Annotated in this window: 14 protein-coding genes and 1 pseudogene; 6 read left to right on the top strand and 9 right to left on the bottom strand. The window is 74.8% G+C overall.

Annotation, left to right across the window (positions count from 1 at the left end):
• Window positions 1-18 precede the first annotated feature (18 nt).
• The 8 genes from AC5K6T_RS09065 to AC5K6T_RS09030 form a co-directional block, all read right to left on the bottom strand.
• A complete protein-coding gene (locus AC5K6T_RS09065; RefSeq protein ID WP_493207233.1) occupies window positions 19-897 on the bottom strand; it encodes a hypothetical protein in 879 nt (292 codons plus the stop codon).
• Complete coding sequence (locus tag AC5K6T_RS09060; RefSeq protein WP_493207231.1) at window positions 894-1,076, bottom strand: hypothetical protein; 183 nt, start codon at window positions 1,074-1,076, stop codon at window positions 894-896. The genes AC5K6T_RS09065 and AC5K6T_RS09060 overlap by 4 nt, the downstream gene beginning before the upstream one ends.
• The gene (locus tag AC5K6T_RS09055; RefSeq protein WP_493207229.1) at window positions 1,073-2,599 is read right to left on the bottom strand and encodes a hypothetical protein; all 1,527 of its coding nucleotides are present in this window, start codon (window positions 2,597-2,599) and stop codon (window positions 1,073-1,075) included. The genes AC5K6T_RS09060 and AC5K6T_RS09055 overlap by 4 nt, the downstream gene beginning before the upstream one ends.
• Before the next feature lie 208 nt (window positions 2,600-2,807).
• Window positions 2,808-3,680, bottom strand: a complete 873-nt coding sequence (locus tag AC5K6T_RS09050; protein WP_493207227.1) for an SGNH/GDSL hydrolase family protein — start codon at window positions 3,678-3,680, stop codon at window positions 2,808-2,810.
• On the bottom strand, window positions 3,677-4,846 hold the full coding sequence (locus tag AC5K6T_RS09045; RefSeq protein ID WP_493207226.1) for a glycosyltransferase: 1,170 nt from the start codon (window positions 4,844-4,846) through the stop codon (window positions 3,677-3,679). The genes AC5K6T_RS09050 and AC5K6T_RS09045 overlap by 4 nt, the downstream gene beginning before the upstream one ends.
• On the bottom strand, window positions 4,843-5,976 hold the full coding sequence (locus AC5K6T_RS09040; RefSeq protein WP_493207224.1) for a glycosyltransferase family 4 protein: 1,134 nt from the start codon (window positions 5,974-5,976) through the stop codon (window positions 4,843-4,845). The genes AC5K6T_RS09045 and AC5K6T_RS09040 overlap by 4 nt, the downstream gene beginning before the upstream one ends.
• Window positions 5,977-6,384: 408 nt before the next feature.
• Window positions 6,385-7,803, bottom strand: a complete 1,419-nt coding sequence (locus tag AC5K6T_RS09035; RefSeq protein ID WP_493207223.1) for a HEAT repeat domain-containing protein — start codon at window positions 7,801-7,803, stop codon at window positions 6,385-6,387.
• A gap of 324 nt (window positions 7,804-8,127) precedes the next feature.
• Window positions 8,128-8,520, bottom strand: a complete 393-nt coding sequence (locus tag AC5K6T_RS09030; protein WP_493207221.1) for an ankyrin repeat domain-containing protein — start codon at window positions 8,518-8,520, stop codon at window positions 8,128-8,130.
• 262 nt (window positions 8,521-8,782) lie between these two features.
• On the opposite strand from AC5K6T_RS09030, the gene AC5K6T_RS09025 reads away from it, so the two are divergent.
• Together AC5K6T_RS09025 and AC5K6T_RS09020 are read left to right on the top strand one after the other, a co-directional pair.
• Window positions 8,783-8,977, top strand: a complete 195-nt coding sequence (locus AC5K6T_RS09025; protein ID WP_493207220.1) for a hypothetical protein — start codon at window positions 8,783-8,785, stop codon at window positions 8,975-8,977.
• Window positions 8,978-9,017: 40 nt separating this feature from the next.
• Window positions 9,018-10,556: pseudogene (locus AC5K6T_RS09020) on the top strand (ATP-binding protein); the annotation flags it as partial.
• 578 nt (window positions 10,557-11,134) lie between these two features.
• On the opposite strand, the gene AC5K6T_RS09015 reads toward AC5K6T_RS09020, so the two are convergent.
• Window positions 11,135-12,640: an SCO1417 family PLP biosynthesis transcription factor gene (locus AC5K6T_RS09015; RefSeq protein ID WP_493207218.1), complete on the bottom strand. Its 1,506-nt coding sequence runs from the start codon at window positions 12,638-12,640 to the stop codon at window positions 11,135-11,137.
• A 100-nt stretch (window positions 12,641-12,740) separates the two neighbouring features.
• Here AC5K6T_RS09015 and yczE point away from each other — a divergent pair, with 100 nt between their 5' ends.
• The 4 genes from yczE to AC5K6T_RS08995 all read left to right on the top strand — a co-directional run bounded on the left by yczE (window position 12,741) and on the right by AC5K6T_RS08995 (window position 16,223).
• Window positions 12,741-13,406, top strand: coding sequence for a membrane protein YczE (yczE, locus tag AC5K6T_RS09010; protein ID WP_493207216.1), 666 nt, complete (start codon window positions 12,741-12,743; stop codon window positions 13,404-13,406).
• The gene (locus AC5K6T_RS09005) at window positions 13,403-14,173 is read left to right on the top strand and encodes a glycerophosphodiester phosphodiesterase family protein (protein WP_493207214.1); all 771 of its coding nucleotides are present in this window, start codon (window positions 13,403-13,405) and stop codon (window positions 14,171-14,173) included. The genes yczE and AC5K6T_RS09005 overlap by 4 nt, the downstream gene beginning before the upstream one ends.
• A 50-nt stretch (window positions 14,174-14,223) precedes the next feature.
• A complete protein-coding gene (locus tag AC5K6T_RS09000) occupies window positions 14,224-15,570 on the top strand; it encodes an MFS transporter (protein ID WP_493207213.1) in 1,347 nt (448 codons plus the stop codon).
• 278 nt (window positions 15,571-15,848) lie between these two features.
• On the top strand, window positions 15,849-16,223 hold the full coding sequence (locus AC5K6T_RS08995; protein ID WP_003977404.1) for an RNA polymerase-binding protein RbpA: 375 nt from the start codon (window positions 15,849-15,851) through the stop codon (window positions 16,221-16,223).
• The last annotated feature ends 140 nt before the right edge of the window (window positions 16,224-16,363 follow it).

Here is a 16,363-nt window from a genome sequence, read left to right as displayed (position 1 = left end):
GTCGGCGGGGTCGGCGGGTCAGGAGTGGAACGGCAGTCCGGCGTCGGCGGTGAGGGCGAGGTCGTCGCCGTCCTCGGCGGGCAGCAGGGTCGGGGTGCCGTCGGTGACCGGGACGACGCCGAGCTCCAGCAGCTCGGCCATGGCGGCGCTGCCGGCCATGTCGCGGACCTGGAGCTGGTAGCGGGCGGTCGTACGGTAGGTGCCCCCGTGGTCGTCGCCGGTGCGCTGCAGGAAGCCGGAGTCGGTGAGGAAGGCGACGGCCTTGCCGACGATCCCGGTGGTGGATCCGGCGAGGCGGCGGGCGTCCTTGGTGGCGCCGGTGGCGCTGCGTCGGGCCCAGACCCGCCAGGCGGCCTCCAGACCGGGCGCGTCGGTCGCCGGGTCGGTGTTCTCTCCGGCCCGGTCGGCGCGTTCCTCCAGCCGCCGGCAGGCCTGGCGGACGAACGCGTCCACCCCGTTGACGCTGACCCTCCCGATGTAGCCGTCGTCGGCGAGGTCCTCCGGGCGGGGAAACGCCAGGGCGGCGACGGCGAGATGGGCCAGGCCGTGCAGGAAGCGGTCGCTGCCGTCGGCGGAGGTACGGCGGGCGTAGTCGCCCATACGGACGGCGAACACGGAGTCCTCGGCGGCGGTCACGGCCATGCCTGCGCGCGGGGAGACCTCCAGGACGACCAGACCGAGGCCGGCGGCGACGGCGTCGGTGAGCCGGGCGAACGCCGGGTCCTCCCGGTGGCGGCGCAGGAGTTCGGTGTACTCCGTGTCGCGGGCGGGCTGCAGCTTCGGCTGCAGCCCGAAGGCGACGAGCCGCGCCGCGTCCGCGGCGTCGGCGGGGGTGAGAGCGGTGCTCACCGGCGCTGCGGCGGGCTCCGGGTCACTCCACTCGACGTGCTCGGTCACGGTTTCGGCTCCTCGTTCCGCTCGTGCTCGCTGATGCTCCGGCCCCCGCCGTCGCGCTGGTGCCGGTCGCCGCGCCGGTGTCCGCGGCTGCTCCGGTGCGGGCTGTCGCCCCAGTCCCGGCTGTTGCGCCAGTCCCGGCTGTTGCGCCGGTGCGGGCTGTTGCGCCGGTGCGGGCTCATGCCGCCTCCGTCCGGTCCGCCGCCATCCCCGCGGCGTCCAGCAGGGCGGTACCCACGATCAGGTCGGCGCCGCCGAACTCGGGGTCCTCCAGGCGGGTCCCGTCGTCCACGGCGAACAGCAGCTTCTGTTCGCCCTGCCGGTAGGCGGTGCCCACCGCGGGGCTGGCCGCGTGCACGGCCAGCAGGGCGACCAGGTAGGGCAGCTCGGGGTCCGTGCGCCGGGCCTCGGCCAGCAGGCCCGACAGCCTGCGCGGTGCGTCGGCCGGCAGGTCCAGCAGCGCGGTCGCGGTGGCCAGTTGCTCCTCGCTGAAGCGGCTGTCGTCCGGCGTGGCGATCAGGTCCGGCTCGGGCATCTCCGCGCCGAGGTGGTCGCGTTCGACCGGCGGGGTGAGCAGTATGTCGACCAGGTCGGCCACCCGCACGGACACGGGGGTGCGCAGTCCGGTGCCGTGCGCGAAGAACGCGTCCGTGACGCGCACGGCCTGCTCCAGGGGCAGCGGAAGGACGGGGGCGACGACATGTCCGTAGAGGTCCGTGCCGGAGGACGCGAGGGGCGCGGCGAAGGCCTGCCGGTCCTGTTCCGCGCGGAACAGCGGGCCCGCCTCCAGCAGGCGCGACTGGAGCTGGGTGTGCCGCCGGATGCAGTCCTTGACGATGTCGACCAGTTCGGCCGCGCGGCGCTTGTGCTCGGGGTCCTCCGACTCGTCGCGGGCGCGGCGGATGTTGGTCAGGATCGCGTTCTCGTGGCGGTAGCGGTCCGCGACGTGGTCGAGCGCCTCCGCGATCATGTCGGGCACCGCGTTCAGCCAGTCCACGGCGCGCACGTTGCGGCGAGTGGCCTCCAGGGCCCGGCGCAGTGTCTCGGAGTACTGCACGGTCCGGTACCGGGCCTGCTCCGCGGCGAGCTGGGCGTCGGCGAGCCGGCCGCGGCTGATCAGGACCTCCAGTTTGACCTCGGCGGCGATCTGCGCGCTGGTGACATCGGTGTCGAGAGCACCGACGAGGACGTTGACCGCCTCGTCGGTGGTGCGCAGATAGACGCTGCCGCCGGGCCCGGGCACCTCCTCGATCAGCTTGAAGTCGTAGTCGCGGCGCACATAGCTGCCGTCGGCGGCAAAGGTGCCGTACACGGCGCGGAAGCCGCGGTCGACGCTGCCGACGTTGATCAGGTTCTCCAGGACCCAGCGGGCCACTCGCTCGTGCTCGGCGGCGGGGCGGTCCGGGCTCTGGGCGGAGACGCGGGGGACCAGCCGGGCGACGACCTGGTCGTGATCGGCGCCGGTGTCGAAGTCCATCGTGAGGGTGACCAGGTCGATGGCGGCGAGGGCGACCTCCGCCATGCCGTACACGGAGTACTCGCCGGCGAGGTTGGCCTTGCGCACGTCGAGGTCGTGCAGGGGGGCGGTGCAGGCGAGCGCGCGCAGGCGCCGCGCCAGCCCTTCGTCGGCGGCCGGCCCCGGTGCGGGGCGCGGCGCCGCGCTGAGCTGGGGCGGGACGGGATCCGTCGTTGCTGGCGAAGTCACGGTGCACAGATTAGGTGCTGGGTGCGACAACAGCCCAAACGACCGGAGTGGGCCGGGCGGGGCGGTCCGGCTCGACCGGCCGGTGCGACGGGTGGTCCGGCCCGTCCCGGTCCGCGGGACCTGACCCGGCCGGTCCACCCCACCCCGGGCCGGTCCGACAGGCCTCGGCCGGACCGGGCCCGTCCTGACGGGTGCGGCCGGTACGGCCCTACGCCGCCTCCGGCTCCGGTGCCTCCCGCACGGACAACGAGGCCAGCGCGGTGGACACGGCGTGCGCGGCGCGCAGGTCGAGCCGGGCGCTGGTGCCGCGCGCGCGGTGCCGCATCTCGTCGGCGGCCAGCCGCAGCAGCTGGGGCAGCAGGTCGGTGCAGCGGCGGGTCACCCAGGCGGTGCCGGCGGTGGCGAGCCACCACAGGCTGGCGGTGCGGGTGGGCACCGGGAACTCCGGCTCCGCCGCGGGCGCGGCACCTCGTGCCACCCCGGCGTCGGCGAGCAGCGCGTGGAAGCGCAGGGCGATCGCCCGGTGCCCGCGCTCGCCCGGGTGCAGCCGGTCCGCACTCCACAGCGCGCGGTCGCTCAGCCAGCCGCCCTCGCTGGCGTGCAGGTGCACCGCGCCGTAGCGCTCGGACAGCGCGTGGACCACGGCGTTCACGGCCCGCTGCCGCCGCGCCAGCGGGCGCGCCAGTGCGCCCGGCAGGCCCAGCATGGCGCCCGGGTCGGGCAGGCAGGCGGTGAGCAGGACCGCGCCCTGGGCGGTGAGCTCCGCGTACACCCGGTCCAGCCGGGCGGCGACCGCGTGGATGTCGAAGGTGCACCGCAGCGTGTCGTTGACGCCGACGAGGACGGACGCGACATGCGGCTGCAGGGCGAGCGCGGCGGGCAGCTGCGTCTGGGCGAGGTCGCGGGTCTGGGCTCCGCTGACGGCGAGGTTGGTGAACTCGGCCGCCCCGTGCGGCCCCTCGGGGCCGGCGCAGAGCCCGGTGGCGAGCAGCGCGGCCCAGCCGCGCCACCCGTTGCCGACGGGATCGCCGACGCCTTCGGTGAGGGAGTCCCCGAGTGCGACGTAGCGGACGGAGCTCATGCCGTGCCTCCGGGCAGGACGGGGTCCCGGGGAACGAGGGCCTCGGCCTCGTGCGCGGCGAGGAAGGCGTCCACGGCCGCGCCCCATCCGAAGCACTCGGCACGCGCGCGTGCGGCCCCGCGGCGCTGGGGGCCCGGGCGGTCGAGCAGCTCGGCGACGGCGTCGGCGAACGCGTCCCCGTGGTCGGCGGCGGTGGCGCCGGCGGAGCCGACGACCTCGGGCAGCGCGGAGGAGGCGCTGACCGCCACGGGGGTGCCGCAGGCCATCGCCTCCAGCGCGGCGAGCCCGAAGGTCTCGGCGGGGCCGGGGGCCAGGCACACGTCGGCGGAGGCCTGGAGCGCGCCGAGCAGTCCGCTGTCAAAGACGTGGCCGAGGAAGGTCACGGGCAGGGCGCGCTCCCGGGCCCGCTGTTCGAGGCGGGACCGCAGCGGGCCGTCCCCGGCGACGACGAGCACCGCGGACACGCCCCGGCGGCGTAGCGCGGCGAGCGCGTCGAGGGCGGTGCCGGGCCGCTTCTCCACCGACAGCCTGGAGCACATCACCAGCAGCGTCTGGCCGGCGCGGGCGTAGCGGGCCCGTAGCGCGGCCGAACGCAGGGCGGGGTGCCGGTCGGTCAGGTCCACCCCGAGCGGCGCTCGTACGACGTTGCGGGCGCCGATCCGGACGAACTCCCGTTCCGCGAACTCGGTGGTGCACACGACCTTGGAGTAGACGTGCGCGGTGCGGACGTTGAGGGCGTCGGCGGCGCGCCGGGAGTACCGCTCCGGTACGCCCCAGGTGCGCAGGACGCCGTCGGCGGTCTCGTGCGAGACCATCACCGAGGGCACCCGGGCGCGCCGGGCCCACCGGCCGGTCCAGCGCAGGGTGGTCCGGTCGGAGACCTCCAGCCGGTCCGGGGCGAGGTCCTCCAGGAGGGCGGCGACACGGCGCCGGTCGGCGAGGACCCGGTAGCCGCCGGTGCCGGGCAGCTGCGGGCCGGGCAGGGTGATGACGCGGCCCTGCTCGGTGTCCTGGTCGGTGTGGCGTTCGCCGGGCACGACGAGGACGGGTTCGTGGCCGGCCGCCCTGAACCCCTTGCCGAGTTCGCGCAGCGCGGTGCGCAGACCGCCGGAGGCGGGCGCGACGAAGTTCGCCACGCGGACGATGCGCAGCGGCTGACCGGTCATGCCGCGAGCACCGCCTTCCGGGCGAGCAGGACCTGCTCGTAGTGCCCGATCAGCCGGTCGCCGACGGCCGCCCAGGTGCGGCCTTCCACGGTGGCGCGCCCGGCGGCGCCGTACGCGGCCCGGGCGGCGGGGTCGGCGGCGAGCGCGGCGACGGCCTCGCCGACGGCGTCGGCGTCGCGCGGCGGCACGAGCAGGCCGGTGCGGCCGTGGTCGACCAGGTCGAGGGGTCCGCCGACGGCCGGGGCGACCACGGCCACGCCGCTGGCCATGGCCTCCTGCACGGTCTGGCAGAAGGTCTCGAAGGGGCCGGTGTGGGCGAAGACGTCCAGCGAGGCGAAGATCCGGGCGAGGTCGTCGCCGGTGCGGCGGCCGAGGAAGACGGCGCCGGGAAGGGTCTCGCCCAGCTGGGTCCGGCTCGGCCCGTCCCCGACCACCACGACGCGCACTCCGGGCCGGCCGCAGGCCCCGGCGAGCAGTTCGACCTGCTTCTCGGGGGCGAGGCGGCCGACGTAGCCGACGATCAGCTCGCCGTTCGGCGCGAGTTCGCGGCGCAGTTCCTCGTCGCGGAGGTCGGGCCGGAAGCGGACGGTGTCGACGCCGCGTGGCCACAGGGCCACCCGGGGCACTCCGTGGGCCTCCAGGTCGCCGCGGGCGGCGCTGGAGGGGGCGAGGGTGATGTCGGCGGCGGCGTGCACGGAGCGGATGCGGCGCCAGGCGGCCGCCTCGCCGGCGCCCATGTAGGTGCGGGCGTAGCCGGCCAGGTCCGTCTGGTAGACGGCGACCGCGGGCACGCCGAGCCTGGCCGCGGCGGCCATGCCGCGGACGCCGAGGACGAAGGGACTGGCCAGGTGGACGATGTCGGTGCGGTGCTGGGCGATCGCGTGGGCGACGCGCCGGCTGGGGAGGGCGACGCGGACCTGGGGGTAGCCCGGCAGCGGGAGGGACGGGACCCGGACCACGGGGCACGGCGCCTGGGCGTCGGCCTCGCTTCCGGTGCCGGCGGCGGTGGCCGGTGCGACGACGAGGGGTGCGTGACCGCGATCGACGAGGTGCCGGGCGGTCTGGAGCGCGCAGTGGGCCACGCCGTTCACGTCGGGGGGAAAGGATTCGGTCACGATGACGACACGCATACCGGTGTTCTCGCCGTGCCGGACGTGGCCACGTCAACGTGGATCTTTCCTGTTCGAAAACGTCCCATGAGCGTTGAGCTGTGCCCCCGCCCGGGTCAGGCGGTGGTCATGCCTGGCTGACCCTCGGGTCATCCCCTGTTCATCCGGCGAGCGGCGCATCACCCGTTCCGCCCCACGTACGGGGGTTTCCGGCCAAAGGGGTCACATGCCCCGTAGCGCCGCGGCGCGCTCCCGGCGCGGGGTCCCGTGCCGCTGCCGCGGCCTGTGCCGCGCGCGGCACGGCGCCCCGCGGACCGGCGAGGGCCCCGGCGGCCGACCGCGCCGCCGCGCGGGCCGGGCCGCGCACCGCCGGGCCGCGCCCGGAGCCCCGCGGCGGCGTCCGGATCCGCCCGGCGCCGGGCTGCCGCGTCACACCGGCGGCGTCTCCGTGCCGATGCGGCTGCGGACGGCGGTCTGGACCTCGGCCTCCTCGGCGGGGTCGGCGGCCAGGCGGCGGAGGCGGTCGACGACGCGGGCGTCGCCGGTCTCGGCGTGGCGGGCCGCGAGTTCGCGGGTGGACTCCTCGCAGTCCCACAGGCACTCGACGGCGAAGCCGGCGGGGAAGGCGGGGTCGGTGGCGGCGAGGGCGCGGGCGGCCCGGCCGCGCAGGTGGGAGGAGGCGGTCTCGCGGTAGACGTGCCGCAGGACCGGGGCGGCGCACGCGATGCCGAGCCGGCCGGCGCCGTCGACGAGGGTCCACAGCGTCGGCGCGTCGGGGCCCTGAGAGCGGACCGCCTCGCGCAGGGCGACGAGGACGAGGTCCTTGTCGCGGGCGGCGCCCCGGCAGGCGAGCATGCGGCCGGCGGCGAAGCCGAGCGCGTCGGACCGGCGGGCCCACCGGCGGGCGCGCTCGACGGCGGCGGCGCCGCGCATGCGTTCGTAGGCCGCGACGGCGGCGTCGGCGACGGGCGCGGAGCCGGAGGCGACGGCGTGCTCGATCAGGTCGAGGGTGTGCGGGTCCTCGCTGTCCGCCAGATAGCGCAGGGCGGTGCAGCGGGCCCCTTCGGGTCCGTGGGCGGCGGCGTCGAGGATCTCCGACCGGTCCTCCGGCCCGGCCACGGCGGCGAGACAGCGAGCGGCGGGGACGTACCGGGCGGTACCGCGTTCGACGCCCTGCTGCGCCCAGTCGAAGACGGCGCCGACGCTCCATCCCGGGCGGGGTCCGGACGGCCGCATCTGGCGCTGCCAGCGGTCGAAGCAGCCCGACTCGTGGGCGGTCCGCACCCGTCCGGCGATCTCCTGGCGAGGGTCGTCGGCCCACAGCCGCCAGGGCCGTGGCTCGAAGGCGTCGCGGACGGCGGCGGCGAGTTCGGCGTCGCCCTCGGCGTCGCGGGGGAAGCGGGCCAGGACGGGGGCGGCGAGGGAGCGCAGCCCGGCGTCGTCGTCGCGCAGGGCGAGCTCGTCCAGGGCCCAGGCCCAGTTCGTCCCGTGTGCGGCGTAGCGGCGCAGCAGGGTGAGGGCGTCGTGCCTGCCGTAGGACGCGAGGTGGCCCAGGACCGCGAGGGCGAGGCCGGTGCGGCTGTCCTCGGTGTCGAGCACGTCCTCGGCGTCGAAGAGGTGGGCCTCGACGGCGTCGAGTCCGCCGCCGAGGTCGAGGTAGAGGCGGGCGTAGTAGAGGGAGCGGTTCTCCACCTGCCAGTCGTGGCGGGGGTCGCGCACCACACAGTGGTTCAGCGCTTCGAGCGCCTCGGCGCGGGGAGCGGTGAGCGCGTGCAGGGTGCCGTCGCCGCGGCCCCGCTGAAGCAGGCCGAGCAGGGTACCGCTGGGCGCTATGACCGGATCGAACATGGGAAACAGCCTCACATCAAGCGTCGACGCAACCGGGGATCGTGCTCTACCTGGATGCGCGACAACACGTCGGGGCGCCCGCCGTCTCATGCTTGCTGTAGACCATCTTCCTCTGCCTCTCGTCGGTGGCCCAGGCGGGCCGCATCACGGCCCGCGCGGTGCGGCAACACCTGCCCAGCCATCGCGTCCGTGAATCACGACGTCATGATGACTCGGGGCTCTCCACTGCCGCGACCGAAATTTCCGGCGGCCCCGCACCGCCTCCCCCGTTTTCCGTTGCCTGTCCCGCCCGGGAGGTCGTCCTCCCTGGTCGGGGTGGGTGGATCAGTGCGCCCCGAACAGCGCGAGCAGCTCCGCCTTCCCGAACATCCGTGCGGTGTCGACGGCGGACGGCGTACCGGCGGCCGGGTCGGCACCGGCCTCCAGGAGGACCGTGATGACGGCCTCCTCCCCCTTGAAGACGGCACCGGCGAGCGGGGTCTGGCCTCGGTCGTTGATCCGGTCCGCCTCGGCCCCGCGGGCGAGCAGCTCGCGCACCGTCCCGGCGTGGCCGTGGTAGGCGGCGAGCATCACCAGGGAGTCGCCGCGGTCGTTGGTGAGGTTGGCCGGAACTCCCGCGTCCAGATAGGCGGCGAGCTCCCCGGTCCGCCCCCGCCGGGCCAGATCGAAGATCTTGGTCGCGAGCTCCACGACCTCGGGGTCGGGGGCTTCACTCATGGTCCGGTCCGCCTCTCCTTGCAGCCGTTCAGGTGAATCGCCAGGGTACTGGCTGCGAGGGCACATGACGGGCGCCGCCCGAGGCAAAGATCACCGGGAGACCCGTTCGACGCGACTTCCCAGCTCAGGCGGCCCGGCGACGGCTCCGCCACACGAGCGAGAACTTCAAGATTTCCCCCGTTTGCACCTTTTATCGTATGGATACATCCTGTGATCCTGGAAGTACTCATGGTGACTGTCCCCGCGAACCAGGAGAACTCAAATGATCCTGTCCATGTCTGGTGTGGTCCTGCTCGGCATCATCGTCTTCCTGTTCTTCAAGAAGGACGGGCTCAAGGCGTCGCACGCCCTCGTGGCGGCCCTCTTCGGCTTCTATCTCGCCAGCACGGCCATCGCGCCGAGCATCCAGGCCGGCGGCGAGAGCCTGGCGAGCCTGCTCGGCGGCATCAAGTTCTGACGCCGCAGACCCCGTCCGTACGCACCGTCAGGAGACAGCAGTGGCCCGGCGTCCCCTCCCCCGCATCCTGAGCACAGGCAGCATGCAGATCGCCCGCGGCCGGGATCTGGCCCGGACGGCGGCCGACAGCGCCACCGACGTCCTCCACCCGCTGATCACGATCACCCGTGGCATGCGCCGGCTGGCCTCGGCCGGGCGGCGCAAGTGGGCCGGCACCCCCAAGGACAAGCGCGGGCCGCTGCTGTTCCTGGTCGCGTCGGTGGTCCTGGTCGTCGCCCTGGTGCCGTACGGCCCGCTGCTGGCCGTCATCACCCTGATGGCGGCCGCGGCCTGGCACGGGCGGGACCGTGTCCCGCCCGTCCCCGAAGGCCCCGACGAGTCGCAGATCCAGCGTCTGCAGGGCCTGTACGAGGCCCTGGTCCCCTATTTCTCCGCCGCCGAGGACCCCGACCCGCTGTACGCGCACGGCGGGGACTGGGAGAAGGCGCTGTCCGGGTTCACGTTCGACGACTCGGGCCGCGTCAGCCGCCTCGTGGTGCGCTACCCGGCGTACTTCACCGACGGCGAGCCCGCCGCCCGCGCCCGCATCGAGCAGCTGCTGGCCGCCAAGTCGGGGCGCGGGCGCGAGTACCACTTCCTCTGGGACGAGGAGGGCAACGAACTCACCGTCACCGTGCTCGCCCCGCTCCCCACCGACATCGCGGCGCAGCCTTTCGTGACCTCGCCGGGTGAGACCGTGCTCGGTTTCACCGATCCCGGCGAGGTGCCGCGCACGCTCCCCCTCACCCACGGGGAGGAGCGGCGCGACGTCCCGCCCGTGGTGTGGCGGACCGGGGTCCGCTCCACCGAGCCGCACCTGCTGGCCGTGGGCCAGCCGGGCAGCGGCACCTCCACCCTGCTGCGGTCGATCGCCCTCCAGGCCCTGCGCTCCGGTGACGTCCTGGTGGTCGACGGGGGCGGCACCGGCGAGTACGCCTGCCTGGCCGGCCGGGACGGCGTCCTGGCCGTGGAGTGCGACACGGCCGGGGCGGGGGCGGCACTGGAGTGGGCCGCGCACGAGACCGAGCGCCGGCTCATCGCCGTCAACCGCGCCCGCCAGGCGGGGTGTCCGGCCCCGGAGGACACCCGCCGCCCCCTGTGGATCCTGCTGGACCGGCCCGGGGCGCTCGGTCCGGTGCCCGCCGAGGGGCAGCCGCACCCCCACGCGCTGCTCCAGCTGCCGCTGCGGCACGGCCGGGCGGTGCAGGTGACCGTGGTGGTGGCCGAGCAGTTCGACCAGCTGGACCTGCTCGGCGACCCGGTACGGCAGCACACACGCGCGCGGGTCGTCCTCGGGCCCGCCACCGCGCAGCAGCTGGAGGTGCTGCTGGGCTGCCCTCCGCACACCACGCCGGTCACGCCCGTGCCGCCCGGCAGGGGCTATGCCCGCCTCGGCTCCGGTCCGGTGCTCCGGCTCCAGGTGCCCGCCACCCCGGACCCCTACGACGACGACACCCCCGACGCCCTCCGGCAGGCCGTGCTGGGTCTGCTGCCGCCCCGCACCGCCCCGGCCCAGGCAGGGCCCGAGCCGGTGCCGACCGGGCCGGTGCGGATCGAGCCGGTGCGGATCGATCCGGCACCGGCCGGCTCGGTGCCGACCGGCCCGGTGCCGGCCGAGGCGGTCCCGGCCGGCCGCGCGCCCGCGGGTTCGCCGTCCCCGGCCTCGCCGTCCCCAGGTTCGCCGTCCCCGCGGTCGCCGTCCCCGCGGTCGCCGTCCCCGGGCTCGCTGCCCGCCGACAAGGTGCCCGTCGCGAAGGTCCCGGTGGGCTTGGCGGCGGTGAACGACACGGCCGCGCACCGGGGCACCGGCGGGGCGCCCCCGCTGGAGAAGGCCTCCCTGGAACACCCGGAGAACCCGGAGAACCCGGAGAACCCGAAGAACCCGGAGAGCCCGGAGGAGAACCTGGAGACCCCGGAGAAGACGCCGGCGGACGCCGTGGACGCTGTGGAACGCGCGCGCCGGATGCCGACCGAGGCGGTGGCCGCGGAGGGCTGAACCGCCGCTGCCACGGGCGGCCGGGCCGGGCCGGGGCGGATCCGTCCCGGCCCGGCCGCCGTCCGCACCCGCGCACCGCCCGGTGCGGCACCCCTGGTCCGCCGCACGCCGGCCCGGACGTCTCAGGCCACGAACGTGCGGGGCGGCTCCGTGCCCGCGGTGCCGCCGCGCTCCACCAGACGGGCGGCCGCGGCCAGGCGGGCGGCCGCCTCGTCGGCGACCGCCCCGCCGACGGTGAACGGCAGCCGCACATAGCCCTCGAAGGCGCCGTCGACCCCGAAGCGGGGCCCGGACGGCACCCGGACACCGACCCGCTCCCCCGCCTCCGCCAGCCGCGACCCCGACAGGCCCCCGGCGCGCACCCACAGGGTCAGGCCGCCCGGCGGCACCTCGAACTCCCACTCCGGCAGTTCCCGGCGTACCGCCGCGACCAGGGCGTCGCGGTTCTCCCGGGCCTGGGCCCGGCGCAGGGCGACGGCCTGCTCCCAGCCCCCGGTGCTGAACAGCCAGTTCACGGCGAGCTGCTCCAGTACGGGCGTGCCGAGGTCGGCATAGGCGCGGGCGGCGACGAGACTGCGGATGACGTCGGGGGCGGCTCGCACCCAGCCGATGCGCATGCCCGCCCAGAACGCCTTGCTGGCCGAGCCGACGGTGACGACGGTGGACCCGGCCGGGTCGAAGCCGCACACCGGGCGCGGCATGGCGCCCTCGAACCCCTCGTCCAGCCAGAGCTCGCTCATGGTCTCGTCGGCGACCAGGACGGTGCCCGCCGACCGGGCCGCCTCCACCAGACGGCGCCGCTGGTCCTCGCCGGCCAGGGCGCCGGTGGGGTTGTGGAAGTCGGCGACGACGTACGCGATACGCGGTGCGGCCTCGCGCAGCACCTGCCGCCAGCGGTCCATGTCCCAGCCGGTCAGGCCCTCCGCCATGGCGACCGGCACCAGCCGGGCGCCGGCCTCCCGCATGAGCTGGAGGATGTTCGCGTAGGACGGGGACTCGACGGCGATGCGTTCGCCGCGGCCGCCGAAGAGGTGGCAGATGGCGTCGATGGCGCCCATCGCTCCGGTGGTCACCATGATCTGCTCGGGCATGGTGGGGATGCCGCGCGCCGTGTACCGCTCGGCGATCATGGCGCGCAGGGCGGGCAGCCCCGCCGGGTAGTCGCCGTGCGTGTGGGCGTAGGGCGGCAGTTCCTCCAGGGCGCCCTGTACGGCGCGGGTCAGCCAGGGTTCGGGGGCGGGCAGGGCGGCGCAGCCGAGGTCGATGACGGACCCGAGCGCCTCCGGGGGCAGCGGTTCCAGACCACGCGCGGGCAGCGGGTTGCCGGCGGGTACGGCGGTCCAGCTGCCGGCTCCGCGCCGCGACTCCAGGAAGCCCTCGGTGCGCAGTGCCTCGTAGGCGGCGGCGACGGTGGTGCGGCTGACGGACAGCGCCAGGGCGAGCTCGCGTTCGGCGGGCAGCCGGGCGGCCACCGGGACCCGGCCCTCCAGCACGAGCAGCCGGATGCCGTCGGCGAGGGCCCGGTAGGCGGGCGGGCGACGGGTGCCGGGGCCCGCGGGGCGCTCCTGCTGCGAGGTGAGCAGCCGGGCGAGCTGCGTCGCGCCCACGGCCGAGGTCCACTGAGCCATCTTTTCGGTCCACCTTCCCGGAATTGGCCCTGGATGGCCTTCCTTTCCCCGCCACAGAGTGTCATGCGTCAGGCCACTTCCACCACTGCGGGGGGACATCTTGCGCGCGACAGGCGCCACACCGGGCGGAACGGTCCGCCGTCTGATCCAGCTCTACGCCGGACTCGCCCTGTACGGCGCCAGCTCCGCCCTCCTGGTGGAGGCGGGGCTGGGCCTGGAGCCGTGGAACGTGCTGCACCAGGGGCTGGCCGAGCTGACCGGTCTGACGATCGGCGTGGTGTCGATCGTGGTGGGCGCGGCGGTGCTGCTGCTGTGGATCCCGCTGCGGCAGCGGCCGGGCCTCGGCACGGTCTCCAACGTCTTCGTCGTGGGGCTGGCCATGGACGCCACCCTGGCGGCCCTGCCGGACGTGGACGGCCTGGCCGTACGCGTGCCGCTGATGCTGGCGGGCGTCACGCTCAACGGAGCGGCGACCGGCCTGTACATCGCGGCGCGGTTCGGGCCGGGCCCGCGGGACGGCCTGATGACGGGTCTGCACCGGCGCACCGGCCGGTCGATCCGCCTGGTGCGCACGGCGGTCGAGGTGGCCGTCGTGGCGAGCGGGTTCGCGCTGGGCGGCACCGTCGGGGCGGGAACGCTGCTGTACGCCGCGGCGATCGGGCCGCTCGCCCAGTTCTTCCTGCGCGTGTTCGCCGCTCCCGCGGCATCGTCCGGCAGTACGGTCGTTGCCGCCGGTCAACCCCGGGGAGGGATACTGCGACGGTGACCACCACGCGCATACGCCACCCGTACCTGGACCACCCCGGCCCGATCGCCTTCGCCCACCGCGGCGGCGCCGCCGACGGACTGGAGAACACCGCGCTGCAGTTCCGGCGCGCGGTCGGGCTGGGCTACCGCTTCATCGAGACGGATGTGCATGTCACCCGGGACGGGCGGATCGTGGCGTTCCACGACTCCACGCTCGACCGGGTGACCGACGGCGCGGGCCGCATAGGGGACCTGAGCTGGGCGGACGTGGCGCAGGCGCGGGTGGCGGGCCGGGAGCCGGTGCCGCTGTTCGAGGATCTGCTGCGGGAGTTCCCGCAGGTGCGCTGGAACGTCGACATCAAGGCGGAGTCCGCGCTCCACCCCTTCCTGGAGCTGGTCGAGCGCACCGACAGCTGGGACCGCGTGTGCGTGGGCTCCTTCTCCGAGGCCCGCGTGGTGCGCGCGCAGCGGCTGGCCGGCCCGCGGCTGGCCACCTCCTACGGCACCCGCGGGGTGCTGAACCTCCGGCTGCGCTCCTGGGGGGTCCCGGCCGCACTCCGTTCCTCGGCGGTGGCGGCGCAGGTGCCCGAGACGCAGTCGGGCATCCAGGTGGTCGACCGCCGCTTCGTGCGTACCGCCCATGCGCGCGGTCTGCAGGTGCACGTGTGGACGGTCAACGAGCCCGAGCGGATGCACCGGCTCCTGGACCTGGGTGTGGATGGCATCATGACCGATCACATCGACACACTGCGCGAGGTCATGGAGGACCGGGGCGTCTGGGTCTGACGCCCGGCGACGCCTGCGCGGGGGCGTGAGGACCGGAAGCGAGGGCGCGGGTGGGGACCGACACCGTGCGGGGTGCGGCCGTCGACGAGACGGCGGACCGGCGGCGCGAGCAGCGCGGCTGGTACTTCTACGACTGGGCGTGCTCGGTCTACTCGACCAGCGTGCTGACCGTGTTCCTCGGCCCGTACCTGACGTCGGTGGCCGAGGCGGCGGCGGACGCCGACGGGTTCGTGCACCCGCTGGGCATCCCGGTGCGCGCGGGGGCGTTCTTCCCCTACGCGGTGTCCCTGTCGGTGATCGTGGCCGTACTGGCGATGCCGCTGACGGGTGCGATGGCCGACCGGACGGGCCGCAAGAAGCCGCTGCTCGGCGCGGCCGCGTACGTCGGGGCCGGCGCGACGGCGGGGATGTTCTTCCTGGCGGGCGACCGCTACCTGCTCGGCGGCCTGCTGCTGATCGTCGCGAACGCGGCGCAGTCGGTGGCGATGATGCTCTACAACTCCTACCTGCCGCAGATCGCCACGCCCGAGGAACGCGACGCGGTGTCCTCACGAGGCTGGGCGTTCGGCTACGCGGCGGGCGCCCTGGTGCTGGTCGCCGACCTCGTCCTGTATCTGGCCCATGACAGTTTCGGCCTGTCCGAGGGGATGGCGGTGCGGATCTGCATCGCCTCGGCCGGCCTGTGGTGGGGCGCCTTCGCGCTGATCCCGCTGCGCCGGCTGCGCGACCGGCGCGCTCCCGTGCACGAGGCGACCGCGCCGGGAGCGCGCCAGCTCAGGGCGACCCTCCGCGACATGCGCCGCCATCCGCTGACGCTGGGTTTCCTGCTGGCCTACCTGCTCTACAACGACGGCATCCAGACCGTGATCTCCCAGGCGTCGGTGTACGGCTCGGAGGAACTGGGCCTGGAGCAGTCGACGCTGATCGGGGCGGTGCTGCTGGTGCAGGTACTGGCGGTGGCCGGTGCGCTGGCCCTGGGCCGGCTGGCCCGGACCCACGGTGCCAAGCGCACGATCCTCGGCTCGCTGGTCGCCTGGACGGTGACCCTGGGGGCGGGCTACTTCCTGCCCGCCGGGCAGCCGGTGTGGTTCTTCGTGCTGGCCTCCATGATCGGCCTGGTGCTGGGCGGCAGCCAGGCGCTGTCCCGCTCGCTGTTCTCCCATCTCGTCCCGCCGGGCAAGGAGGCGGAGTACTTCTCGGCGTACGAGCTCAGCGACCGGGGCATGAGCTGGCTGGGGCCGCTGCTGTTCGGGCTGACGTTCCAGCTGACGGGGAGCTACCGGGACGCCATCCTGTCGCTGGTCGCGTTCTTCGCCCTGGGGTTCGCTCTGCTCGCCCGGGTTCCGGTGCGCCGGGCGATCGGCGACGCGGGCAATCCCGTACCGGAGAAGATTTAGCACTCAGAGCGAAAGGGCGGTAGTGTACGCCTTTGGCCTGCCAGGCGTACCGTTACTGCGCGTCAAAGATGAAGAAGCGCTGGGTGACATCCCCTCATAGATGTGACAAACCGGGCGCCGGTGGGTACTGCACTGGTTGACAAGGCTGCGGCTACGACGGCGACGCAGGACCCGGAACGGGAAACGCAACGGGAATCTTTACCGCCGACCGGACGTTGACCGGATGACGACGACAGCGACACCTGTCCTGTGGGCGACAAGCCCGGGAGGCACGATTCATGAGTGAGCGAGCTCTTCGCGGCACGCGCCTCGTGGTGACCAGCTACGAGACGGACCGCGGCATCGACCTGGCCCCGCGCCAGGCCGTGGAGTACGCATGCGAGAAGGGGCACCGCTTCGAGATGCCCTTCTCGGTCGAGGCGGAGATCCCGCCGGAGTGGGAGTGCAAGGTCTGCGGGGCCCAGGCACTCCTCGTCGACGGCGACGGCCCTGAGGAGAAGAAGGCCAAGCCCGCGCGTACGCACTGGGACATGCTGATGGAGCGGCGCACCCGTGAGGAGCTCGAAGAGGTCCTCGAGGAGCGCCTGGCCGTACTGCGCTCGGGGGCGATGAACATCGCGGTTCACCCCCGGGACAGCCGCAAGTCCGCATAGGTCCCGGCGAGGCCTGGCGGCGCCACCAAGCGCCGGCACCGACCGCGGGCGCCGTTCGTTTCCGACGTACGGCGCCCGCGGTCTTTGGCGTGCCCGGCCGCCTTCACCAGGCCGGCTTCACCAGGCTGCCTGCGCGCGCC

It is taken from the genome of Streptomyces sp. B8-7 (genome assembly GCF_058833805.1).
Note: the sequence above shows the minus strand (reverse complement) of the source record. Positions and strands in the feature narration are given on the sequence as shown.

What these genes read in the sequence shown, in the direction of transcription:
- AC5K6T_RS09030 (WP_493207221.1), bottom strand. Translation starts at nt 8,520, where the DNA reads ATGAGTGAAGCCCCCGACCCCGAGGTCGTGGAGCTCGCGACCAAGATC.
- AC5K6T_RS09045 (WP_493207226.1), bottom strand. Translation starts at nt 4,846, where the DNA reads ATGACCGGTCAGCCGCTGCGCATCGTCCGCGTGGCGAACTTCGTCGCG.
- AC5K6T_RS09040 (WP_493207224.1), bottom strand. Translation starts at nt 5,976, where the DNA reads ATGCGTGTCGTCATCGTGACCGAATCCTTTCCCCCCGACGTGAACGGC.
- AC5K6T_RS08995 (WP_003977404.1), top strand. Translation starts at nt 15,849, where the DNA reads ATGAGTGAGCGAGCTCTTCGCGGCACGCGCCTCGTGGTGACCAGCTAC.
- AC5K6T_RS09015 (WP_493207218.1), bottom strand. Translation starts at nt 12,640, where the DNA reads ATGGCTCAGTGGACCTCGGCCGTGGGCGCGACGCAGCTCGCCCGGCTG.
- AC5K6T_RS09035 (WP_493207223.1), bottom strand. Translation starts at nt 7,803, where the DNA reads ATGTTCGATCCGGTCATAGCGCCCAGCGGTACCCTGCTCGGCCTGCTT.
- AC5K6T_RS09025 (WP_493207220.1), top strand. Translation starts at nt 8,783, where the DNA reads ATGATCCTGTCCATGTCTGGTGTGGTCCTGCTCGGCATCATCGTCTTC.
- AC5K6T_RS09060 (WP_493207231.1), bottom strand. Translation starts at nt 1,076, where the DNA reads ATGAGCCCGCACCGGCGCAACAGCCCGCACCGGCGCAACAGCCGGGAC.
- AC5K6T_RS09050 (WP_493207227.1), bottom strand. Translation starts at nt 3,680, where the DNA reads ATGAGCTCCGTCCGCTACGTCGCACTCGGGGACTCCCTCACCGAAGGC.